This window comes from Novosphingobium sp., from assembly GCF_025351285.1.
Classification (GTDB): Bacteria; Pseudomonadota; Alphaproteobacteria; order Sphingomonadales; family Sphingomonadaceae; genus Novosphingobium.
In genome coordinates this window covers 13,767-23,935 of record NZ_JANXWG010000034.1, presented here as the reverse complement: position 1 = coordinate 23,935, position 10,169 = coordinate 13,767, and the positions used below count along the sequence as shown (strand labels likewise).

The 10,169-nt window shown below is 65.7% G+C and carries 7 protein-coding genes; all 7 read right to left on the bottom strand.

Annotated elements, in window-relative coordinates:
* Positions 1-10: 10 nt before the first annotated feature.
* Genes Q0R16_RS04025 through bchF form a run of 7 tightly spaced genes read right to left on the bottom strand, consistent with a single transcriptional unit; the run spans position 11 to position 10,140 of the window.
* Positions 11-1,525 carry a BCD family MFS transporter gene (locus tag Q0R16_RS04025; RefSeq protein ID WP_295632268.1) on the bottom strand — a complete coding sequence of 505 codons (1,515 nt, stop codon included), beginning with the start codon at positions 1,523-1,525 and terminating at the stop codon, positions 11-13.
* Positions 1,522-2,208: a magnesium protoporphyrin IX methyltransferase gene (bchM, locus tag Q0R16_RS04020; RefSeq protein ID WP_295632265.1), complete on the bottom strand. Its 687-nt coding sequence runs from the start codon at positions 2,206-2,208 to the stop codon at positions 1,522-1,524. Before bchM ends, Q0R16_RS04025 begins: the two co-directional genes overlap by 4 nt.
* Before the next feature lies 1 nt (position 2,209).
* Positions 2,210-3,115: a ferredoxin:protochlorophyllide reductase (ATP-dependent) iron-sulfur ATP-binding protein gene (bchL, locus tag Q0R16_RS04015; RefSeq protein ID WP_295632262.1), complete on the bottom strand. Its 906-nt coding sequence runs from the start codon at positions 3,113-3,115 to the stop codon at positions 2,210-2,212.
* Between the two features lie 9 nt (positions 3,116-3,124).
* Positions 3,125-6,787, bottom strand: a complete 3,663-nt coding sequence (locus Q0R16_RS04010) for a magnesium chelatase subunit H (RefSeq protein ID WP_295632259.1) — start codon at positions 6,785-6,787, stop codon at positions 3,125-3,127.
* Positions 6,777-8,351 (bottom strand): ferredoxin:protochlorophyllide reductase (ATP-dependent) subunit B, encoded by a 1,575-nt coding sequence (bchB, locus tag Q0R16_RS04005; RefSeq protein WP_295632256.1) that lies wholly within the window; start codon positions 8,349-8,351, stop codon positions 6,777-6,779. Before bchB ends, Q0R16_RS04010 begins: the two co-directional genes overlap by 11 nt.
* Positions 8,351-9,616 (bottom strand): ferredoxin:protochlorophyllide reductase (ATP-dependent) subunit N, encoded by a 1,266-nt coding sequence (locus Q0R16_RS04000; protein ID WP_295632253.1) that lies wholly within the window; start codon positions 9,614-9,616, stop codon positions 8,351-8,353. The genes bchB and Q0R16_RS04000 overlap by 1 nt, the downstream gene beginning before the upstream one ends.
* An 8-nt stretch (positions 9,617-9,624) precedes the next feature.
* Entirely contained in the window at positions 9,625-10,140 is a 516-nt protein-coding gene (gene bchF / locus Q0R16_RS03995) for a 2-vinyl bacteriochlorophyllide hydratase (RefSeq protein WP_295632249.1), read from the bottom strand.
* Positions 10,141-10,169: the final 29 nt, after the last annotated feature.

Genomic DNA, 10,169 nt, shown 5'->3' with positions numbered 1-10,169 from the left:
ATTTCCCCTTTCATATCGGAAATTCCCTGAGGCCGAAGCGCGTGTTTGCAGGGATGGGACGGGTAACATCGCTTCGGACCAGCGGCCCGAGAGCGACAAGAGTGACCAGCAGCAGGCCAATTTCAATGCTGTAAACAAAGGCATAACCGGTCGACGGATCGGCCAGCGTCGTGCCGAGATAGCCGGCGCGGGCAGCGCTCGACACGATATCGCGCGCGAATGCGCCAAGGCCGATGGCAAGGCCCGAACACGTGGCCTGGACCGCGCCCCAGGCGCCGAGGGCAAGGCCGGTGCGGCCATCCAGAGCTTCCTCGTCGGAAATCGCCATCGCCGCGGTCAGCGTTCCAACCGAGAACAGCCCGCCGCCCAGACCGATCAGCGTCGCGCCAATTTGGAGCAATGCGACCGAGTGCAGCGGCCCGGCGAACAGCACGAGCAGGAACGCGCAAATCCCGATAACGCCACCGAAACCGGCCAGCCGATGCGGCTCTCCGCCCTCACCCAGCCGCCGCGCGGCATAGGCGAAGCCCGCCAGCATGCCGGCCGCCCAAAGCGCGGTGAGCGACGTGGTCGCCCCGACTGAAAGGCCAAGGATCTGGCCGCCGTAGGGTTCGAGCAAGACGTCCTGCATCGTGAACGCCGCCGCGCCGAGGCCGACCGCGACCAGCAGCCGCATCGTCCGGGGCCGCGCGATGAACACCGCCCAGACCTCGCGGAATGTCGGCTGGACTTCGCGCGCCGCGGTTGCATTGCGGTTGCGCGCTTCCTGCTTCCACAGTGCAATCACGTTGAGGATCATCGTCAGCGCTGCGGCGCCCTGGACGATCTGGACAAGCTTGGTGGGGGTGAAATCGGCGAGCAACCGCCCGATCACGATCGCGCTGATCATCGTGCCGACCAGCAGCATCACATAGAGCAATGCGACCACGCGCGGCCGTGCCTCATCGGGCGCGAGATCGGTCGCCAGCGCCAGCCCGGCCGTCTGCGTTGTGTGCATCCCTGCGCCAACCAGCAGGAACGCCGCCACCGCGCCGAATTGGCCGACCAACGCCGGCCCGGTTCCGCCGCCGGTCATCACCAGCAGCGCGAACGGCAGGATCGCCAGGCCGCCGAACTGCAGCAGCGTGCCGAACCAGATGTAGGGCACGCGCTTCCAGCCGAGCAGCGAGGCGTGGTGATCGGACTTGAACCCGATCAGCGCGCGCAACGGGGCAAACAGCAGCGGCAGCGACACCATCGCCGCGACCAGGCTGGCCGACATGTTCAGTTCGACGATCATCACCCGGTTCAGCGTGCCTGTCAGCAGCACCGCTGCCATGCCGACCGAGACCTGGAATAGCGACAGGCGCAGGATGCGCGCCAGCGGCAGATCGTCGGTCGCGGCATCGGCAAATGGCAGGAAGCGCGTGCCGAGACGGTTCCAGAACGCACCTGACTTTAGGCTCTCGACCCGGCTGGCCGCACGCTCGCCCGTGCGCGGTGGTTGCGGTGCCAAAGATGCTTTCAAGGCGTCGAGTCGGTTCATCCGGTCACGATCTCCAGAGCATGGCTGGTGTAAAAGCTCGCGGAAATCCGACGATCGCGCCCGATCCGTGCCGTGGGCAAGGCGGCCTGGATCAGCGTGCGGAGGTGCGCATCGCGCACCGGCAGGATCGCCGGCGATTTGTCCGAACGCGGGAACAGCCGTCCCATGCCGAGCATCACCATCAACAGCGGCGTACGCGGCGCGAAGGTCAGCGCAATCGAACCGCGCGTGTTGCCGGCCAGTCGCTCGACCACCGCGACGATGTCGGTCGGCTTGTAGTGGATCAGCGAATCCATTGCGACGACATGATCGAACGTGCCCAGCGCGGGGTCGAGCATGTCACCCACGCGCCAGTCGATGTTGAGGCCAGCAGGCGCCCGATCGCGGCCGATCGCAACGAGGCTGCCCGCCACGTCGATCGCCACCACTTCGGCGCCGCGCTGTGCAGCCTCGACCGCGAGCGCGCCGGTGCCGCAACCGGCATCAAGCAACCGCGCTCCGCGCATGTCAGCCGGCAACCACGAGAGGAGCGTGTTGCGCATTTCGGTCCGGCCGGCACGAACGGTCGCGCGGATGCCGCTGACCGGCGCATCCGAGGTCAATTGCTCCCACGCCTTCGCCGCGGTTCGGTCGAAGTAGGTTTCGAGGTTGCCCCGAAAGCGGTCATACGTAGCGGTCGTCATCTTATTCGAAGCCCAGGAATTCGAAGATGTCGCGGTCCTTCATCGGCTGCGCGTCGAGCGGTTCGCAGCCCGCCCACATCGTGGCCGCCAGTCGCTTGTATTCTTCGCAAACGGCGGCGACTTCGGGGGTCTGCTCCATTTCGAACAGCGTGCACTTCTTCAGCCGGCTGCGGCGGATCGCATCGAGATCGGGGAAGTGCGCGAGCGTTTTCAGGCCCGTGGCGGCGTTGAAGCGGTCGATCTCGTCGGTCGCGGCCGAGCGGTTGGCAATCACCCCGGCCATGCGCACGTCGTAGTTCTTGGACTTGGCCTTGATGGCAGCAACGATGCGGTTCATCGCGAAGATGCTGTCGAAATCGTTGGATGCGACCACAACCGCGCGCTCGGCGTGCTGCAACGGTGCTGCAAAGCCCCCGCACACCACATCGCCCAGCACGTCGAACAACACCACGTCGGTTTCTTCGAGCAAATGGTGCTGCTTGAGCAGCTTGACCGTCTGCCCCACGACATAGCCGCCGCAACCGGTGCCCGCCGGCGGCCCGCCCGCTTCGACGCACATCACGCCGTTGTAGCCTTCGAACATATAGTCTTCGGGGCGCAGTTCCTCGCTGTGGAAGTCGACGGTTTCGAGCACGTCGATCACCGTCGGCATCAGCTTCTTGGTGAGCGTGAACGTGCTGTCGTGCTTGGGATCGCAGCCGATCTGCAACACGCGCTTGCCGAGCAGCGAAAACGCGGCCGAGAGGTTGGACGAGGTTGTCGACTTGCCGATCCCGCCTTTGCCGTAAACCGCGAACACCTTGGCGTTTCCGATCCGGTCATTGGGATCGAGCGCAACCTGCACGCTGCCATCGCCATCAAGGCCAAGACGGTCGCGGGTGCGGACGGGGGGATCGAGTAGTGCCATATCAGTTCCTTATGCCGCCACCGCGACGACACCCTCGAGACGATCCTCGAGTTCATCGCTGGCGGCATGGAGAGCGGCGAGCGTCGCCGCGTCGGGTTGCCAGTATTTGCGGTCGCTCGCCTCGATCAGCCGGTTGGCGACGCGCGCCGCGGCCTTGGGGTTGAGCGCCGCGATCCGTTCGCGCATTTCGGCGTCGAGCACGTAAGTCTCGCCGATCCGCTGATAGACCCAGGGATCGACTTCGCCGGTGGTGGCCGACCAGCCCATCGTGGTGGTCAGGCTGCCTTCGATCTGGCGCACGCCTTCGTAGCCGTGGCGCAGCAGGCCTTCGGTCCACACAGGGTTGAGCATCCGCGTGCGGGTTTCGAGCGCGACCTGCTCCTGCAAGCTGCGGACCTTGCCCGAACCTTGCGTCTGATCACCGATATAGACTGGCGCGGCCACGCCCTTGGCGCGGGTGATGGCGCGACTGATGCCGCCGAGTGCGTCGACATACTGGTCGATCGCGGTCACGCCCAGTTCCACACTTTCGAGGTTCTGGTAAGCGCAATCGACGGTCTTGAGCGCCGATGCGAGCAGCGCGGCCTGCCGGACGGGCGTGCCCTTCACGCCGTAGGCATAGCCCTTCTGGCGTTCGAAGCTGTCGGCCAGTTCATCGGGATCGGTCCAGCCGCCGTTGTCGATCATCAGGTTGACGTTGGCGCCGTAGGCCCCTTCGGCATTGGAGAATACGCGCAAGGCGGCGGTGGCCATGTCGCAGTTGTGCTCGACCTGATGCGCGAGGCTGTGGCGGCGGATGAAATTCAGCTCGACCGGTTCATCGGCCTGCGCGGCCAGCAAGGCCGCTTCTGCCAGCATTCGCGTTTGCAGCGGCAGCAGGTCTCGGAACACGCCCGAGAGCGTGGCGATCACGTCGATGCGCGGGCGGCCCAATTCAACAAGCTCGATCAATTCGGCGCCGGCCAGCCGGTTGTAGCTGTCGAAGCGCGGGCGTGCACCCATCAACGCCATGGCTTGCGCGATCTGCGCGCCTTCACTCTTCAGGTTGTCGGTGCCCCACAGCACCATCGCCACCGTTTCGGGAATGTGCCCGGCATCCGCGAGACTGCGTTCGATCAGCCGCTGCGCCTGTTCGGCACCGTCCTTGACCGCGAAGGCCGACGGTAGACGAAACGGGTCGAAGCCGTGGATGTTGCGTCCGGTCGGCAGGATTTCGGGGCTGCGCAGCAAGTCGCCGCCTGTGACCGGGCGGATGTATTGGGCGTTGAGCGCGCGTACGATACCGTCGAGTTCACCGTTAGACGACAGCGCGGTGCTGAGCGCGGCCATGTCCTTGAGCAGCTGGGTATCGAGCTTGATCGTGCCCGCCACGATGCCCTCGATCGTGTCGAGCGAAAGCAGTTCGCCGCGCGCGCTGGCCGATGCTGCGATCATGTTGATGCGTTCTTCGCGGCTGGCGGCGGCGCCGGCGACGTGCAGGCCTTGCGGGATCAGTTCGCGCTCGATCTCGTAGAGGTTGGCGGCCAGCACCGCGATATCGCTGCCGTCGAGGTCGAGCGCAGTTGCCTGATCGCCGATCAGTTCGGCCAGATCGGCGAGTTCGTCGCTTCCAGGGGCGGCCTGGCGCCAGCGGTCGACCGAGGCCTTGAGATCGGCCAGGCCCTTGTAAACGCCTGAATTGGTAAGCGCCGGGGTGAGGTAGCTGACCAGCGTCGCGCCCGAGCGGCGCTTGGCGAGCACGCCCTCGCTGGGGTTGTTGGCGGCGTAGAGATAGATGTTGGGCAGATCGCCGATCAGGCGGTCGGGCCAGCATTCGGCGCTGAGGCCGGTCTGCTTTCCGGGCATGAATTCCAGGCTGCCGTGCGTGCCGAAATGCAGCACGGCGTGGGCGCGGAAATCTTCCTTGAGCCAGCGGTAGAACGCGGCGAAGGCGTGGGTGGGGGCGAAGCGGCCCTCGAACAGCAGCCGCATCGGATCGCCTTCGTAGCCCAGCGCGGGCTGGACGCCGACGAACACATTGCCGAATTGCGCGCCGAGGATCTGCACCGAAGTGCCATCCGATTGCAGCTTGCCCGGCGCAGGGCCCCAGGCGGCCTCGATTTCCTTGAGCCAGGTTTCGCGCGCCACGATCGTATCGGCGCCGACGCGGGCGTGCACGTTGGCTTCGGTGCCATAACGCGCCGCGTTGCCACCCAGGATCGCCTCGCGCAGCGCATCGACCGTGGCGGGGACTTCGACTGTGTAGCCTTCACGGTCGAGCCGCTTGAGCGTTGCGAACAGCGATTCGAACACCGCGAGGAATTGCGCGGTGCCCGCCGCGCCGGCGTTGGGCGGGAAGTTGAACAGAACCGCCGCAACGCGCTTTTTGACATTGGCGGCGCGGCGCAGCTCGACCAGCTTGAGCACGCGCGCGGCGAGCATTTCGGCGCGCTCGGTGCAGGTCTGCATCGCGCGGACGGCGCTGGTGTTGGCAAATGTGCAGCCCCGGCCGCAACCGGTGCAAGGCTCGCTCGAACCATCAGAACGCCCGCCGAAGACCATCGGCACGGTGCCGCCGTCGAGTTCGGGAATCGCGATCATCATCGTCGACTCGAGCGGCAGCAGGCCCTGGCGGTTGTTGCCCCAGGCCTGCAACGTCTGGAATTCGAGCGGATGCGCGGCGACGTAAGGGCGATCGAGCTTCGCCAGCACTTCTTCGGCGGCGGCGGTATCATTGTAGGCCGGACCACCGACGAGGCTGAACCCGGTCAGGTTCACGACCGCATCGACCGTAGCGACACCGTCTTTCATGAACAGCGCGTCGATCGCCGGGCGACCATCGAGCCCACCGGCGAACGCCGGGATCACGTCGAGACCGCGTGCTTCAAGCGCCGCAATCACGCCATCGTAATGCGCCACATCCTTGGCCAGCACGTACGAGCGCAGCATCAACAGCCCGACGGTGCCGCGGGCGCCGCGGCGGCGCGGCAATTCGGTGGCGGTGGCAGCCATGCGTTGCGCCAGCGCGGGGTGATAGACGCCGACTTCGGGATATTCGCGCGGGAGCACGGCCTTCATCGTGCCGCGCAAGGCCCGGCGTTCGCCATCGGCGTAGCGATCGACCAGTGCGCGGATCATGTCGAACACGTTGTCGTCCGATGCGGCGAGCCAGTATTGCATCGTCAGGAAATAGGCGCGCACGTCCTGCGCGGTGCCGGGCACGAATTTCAGCAACTTGGGCAGCCGGCGCAGCACCGACATTTGCTTGGCGCCAGCGCTGGCACCTGGCTTGTTGGTGCCCCGCATCTTCTTGATCATTGCCAGCAAGCCGCTGGCCGGCTTGTCCATCCGGTAATCGCCCATCCGCGTGAGCTTGACCACGTCGGCGGCCGACATCAGCCCGATCATCGCATCGCAGGCATCGCGCCGCGCGGTCAGTTGCGGCAGGACCGCGCGGATGTGATCTTCGAGGAACAGCATCGTCATCAGGACGATGTCTCCGCGCGCGATATCGGCGCGCGCGGCTTCGAGCGTTTCGGGCTTTTCGTCCCAATCGGCAGCGGCGTGGAAGCCGATGGTCACGCCGGGATAGGTGCGCGCGAAGAGTTCCTGCGCGCGGGCGACGGCGCCCGAGAGATGGTTGTCGAGCGTGATGATGACCACGCGGACCGGAGTTGCTGAACTAGCGGGCATAATGCGCCTTCGCATCGTAGAGCGTTTCGAGCGTGATTGCGGCGATGCCCAGCTCGGTGGCATAGCGCTCGGTGTTCCGCCGTGCTTTTCCACGCACGAAGAACGGGATCTTGAGCAATTCTTTTTCGGCTTCGGACGACCAGCCAGTTGCGGTGACGCCGACCGGCCCGGCGATGTCAGCGGTTGCCGGCAGGATGTCATCCTGCGGCACGACCAGCGGTTCGTGACGTGCGGGTGCCGAACCATGACCAAGGTGCGAAGCACCGGCCGAATCGGCGAATTCGAAATCGTCGCGGAACATGGTCAGCAGGTGTTCCTCCAGCCCCATCACCAGCGGATGGACCCAAGTGTCGAACAGCACGTTGGCGCCTTCGAACCCCATTTGCGGGCTGTAGCGCGCGGGGAAATCCTGCACGTGCACCGGGGCTGAAATCACTGCGCAAGGGATGCGCAAGCGCTTGGCAATGTGGCGCTCCATCTGCGTGCCCAAAACCAGTTCGGGCTGCAGTGCCTGGATCGCGTCTTCGACTTCGAGGTAGTCGTCGGTGATCAGCGGATCGACGCCGTAAAGCTTGGCGGCATCGCGCAAGTCGCGGGCGAATTCGCGGTTGTAGCAGCCCAGGCCGACCACTTCGAAACCCAGTTCATCACGCGCGACGCGGGCGGCGGCGATGGCGTGAGTGGCGTCACCGAAGATGAAGACGCGCTTGCCGGTCAGGTAGGTCGAGTCGACCGAGCGACTCCACCATGGCAGGTTCGAGGTATCGAGAGCGGCGTTTGGATCAACGCCAGCCAGCGCTGCCACTTCGGCGATGAATTCGCGCGTGGCGGCGTGGCCGATCGGTACGGTGCGCACGGTCTTCTGGCCGAACTGGCGTTCGAGCCAGCGGCAGGCGGTGTCGGCGATCTCGGGGTAAAGGCATACGTTGAAATCGGCATTGGCCAGCCGCGCCAGATCGGCGGGGGTTGCGCCCAGCGGGGCGGTGACGTTGACGGCGATGCCGAGCGTCTCGAGCAGCCGGGTGATCTCGATCACGTCGTCGCGGTGGCGGAAACCGAGCGCGGTCGGTCCAAGGAGATTGGCGCGCGGCTTGGCACCGTCGGCGCGCGAAGCGGCGCTCGTGCCGGTGCACATCTTGCGGACCAACTGATAGAACGTCTCCGCCGCACCCCAGTTTTCCTTGCGCTGGTAGCTCGGCAGTTCGAGTGCGACGACCGGGCACGGCAGGCCCATCGCTTCTACCAGCCCGGCCGGATCGTCCTGGATCAGTTCGGCGGTGCATGATGCGCCGACCAGCATCGCCTGCGGCTGGAACCGAGCATAAGCGTCGCGCGCCGCCTTCTGGAACAGCTCGGCGGTGTCCTTGCCCAGATCGCGCGCCTGGAAGGTCGTGTATGTTACCGGTGGGCGCTTGTTGCGGCGCTCGATCATCGTGAACAGCAGGTCCGCGTACGTATCGCCCTGCGGCGCGTGGAGCACGTAGTGGACGCCCTCCATGGCCGTGGCGATCCGCATCGCGCCGACATGGGGAGGTCCCTCGTATGTCCAGACCGTGAGCTGCATCAGACCCTCAGCACGTCACGCCGCCGCAGCGGGCGCGCGAACAATTCGGCGAGGTCGCCCGCCTGGTCGAAACCGTGGATCGGCGAGAACACCAGTTCGATCGCCCACTTGGTGGTCAGCCCTTCGGCTTCGAGCGGGTTGGCGAGGCCAAGGCCGCAGACGGTGAGTTCGGGCTTGGCGGCGCGGACGCGGTCGAGCTGCAAGTCGACATCCTGGCCTTCGCTGATCAGTGTATCCGCCGGCAGCAGCGCCAGTTCCTGCGCGAGATGTTTGCGATGCAGGTAAGGGGTGCCTACTTCGACCGGGATCATGCCCAGCTCGGTGGCGAGGAAGCGCGCGAGCGGCACTTCGAGCTGCGAATCGGGCAGGAAGGTGATGCGCTTGCCTTCAAGCTTGGCGCGGCTGTGCGCGATCGCGCGCTTGGCGCGTTCGCGGCCCGGGGCAATCAGGCGGCGGAAGTGCATTTCGTCGATGCCGAAGGCTTGTGCGGCAGCGTGGAGCCAGTTGGTCGTGCCCTCGGCGCCGAACGGGAACAGCGCGTCGATGCGGGTCGCGCCGCGATCTTCGAGCGCGCGGGCGGTCTCGCCGAGGAACGGCTGGGCCAGCAGGAAGCGCGTATTCGGCCCGACCGGCGGCATGGCATTGGCCCGCCGCGCCGGCAGCGAATGGACAGTCTTGATGCCGAGATCGGCGAACAGCCGCAGGAACTGGTCTTCGACCACATCGGGCAAGGCGCCGACGATCATAAGGCTCGGCACGTCCGATATGTCGGCGGCCAGATCGGGGACCAGCGCTGCAAGGCAGGCGTCCTCACCTTCGGTGAAGGTGGTCTCGATGCCCGAACCCGAATAGTTGAGGATCTTGGTGCTGCCGGCGTGCTTGATCGAAAGCCGCGCGGCAGCGCGCGAGAGGTCGAGCTTGATCACTTCCGAAGGGCACGAACCGACCAGAAACAGCAGCTTGATGTCGGGCCGCCGCGTCAGCAGCCGATCGACCACGCGGTCGAGCTCCTCGTTGCAATCGGCCATGCCGGCCAGATCGCGCTCCTCGATGATCGCGGTGCCGAAACGCGGTTCGGCGAACACCATCACGCCCGCCGCCGATTGCAGCAGGTGCGCGCAAGTGCGCGAACCGACCACGAGAAAGAACGCGTCCTGGACCTTGCGGTGCAGCCAGATGATCCCGGTCAGCCCGCAGAACACTTCACGCTGGCCGCGCTCGCGCAGAACGGGTGCGGTGGAGCACCCGAGGCTGGCAACGGGCATCGCGGGGCTCATCCTGCCACCGCCACCGTGGCGGACGCAGATTGCAGCCGCGCGGCGCGCAACTTGAGGATGAACTGCGTCGCGTTGACCGCATACGTCGCGTAAGCCGCCAGTGCGAGCAACATGCGGCCGCGCTCTGTGCCATAGCCGCCGATCAGTGCGACCAGGTAGGCACTGTGCAGCGCCAGCACCAGCATGCTGAACACGTCTTCCCAGAAGAAGGCGGGCACGAACAGCCACTTGCCGTAAACTTCCTTCTCCCAGATCGAGCCAGTGATCATGATTGCGTAAAGCGCGCAGGTCTTGACCACGATCGAACCAGTCGCCGCGCCCGCACCGAACCCGGTGGCCAGGTAACGCAGCACCAGCGCCAGGCTGACGAGGAAGATCAGAAACTGGATCGGCGCGAGAATGCCCTGAACCAGCGTCCAGGGCGACGAATCGCGCCGGCGACGCTCATCAGGCGTGTAGAGCGGAGCTGCGCCGCCCTTTCCCTTTGTAAATGTAGGCTTGTTCGCCTGCATCTCGTCCCGCCTGCCTTTTTTGCTTCGAT

Excerpts from the sequence above, each read along its gene's own strand:
- Q0R16_RS04025 (WP_295632268.1), bottom strand. The coding sequence starts at position 1,525 with ATGAACCGACTCGACGCCTTGAAAGCATCTTTGGCACCGCAACCACCG.
- bchM (WP_295632265.1), bottom strand. The coding sequence starts at position 2,208 with ATGACGACCGCTACGTATGACCGCTTTCGGGGCAACCTCGAAACCTAC.
- bchL (WP_295632262.1), bottom strand. The coding sequence starts at position 3,115 with ATGGCACTACTCGATCCCCCCGTCCGCACCCGCGACCGTCTTGGCCTT.
- Q0R16_RS04010 (WP_295632259.1), bottom strand. The coding sequence starts at position 6,787 with ATGCCCGCTAGTTCAGCAACTCCGGTCCGCGTGGTCATCATCACGCTC.
- bchB (WP_295632256.1), bottom strand. The coding sequence starts at position 8,351 with ATGCAGCTCACGGTCTGGACATACGAGGGACCTCCCCATGTCGGCGCG.
- Q0R16_RS04000 (WP_295632253.1), bottom strand. The coding sequence starts at position 9,616 with ATGCCCGTTGCCAGCCTCGGGTGCTCCACCGCACCCGTTCTGCGCGAG.
- bchF (WP_295632249.1), bottom strand. The coding sequence starts at position 10,140 with ATGCAGGCGAACAAGCCTACATTTACAAAGGGAAAGGGCGGCGCAGCT.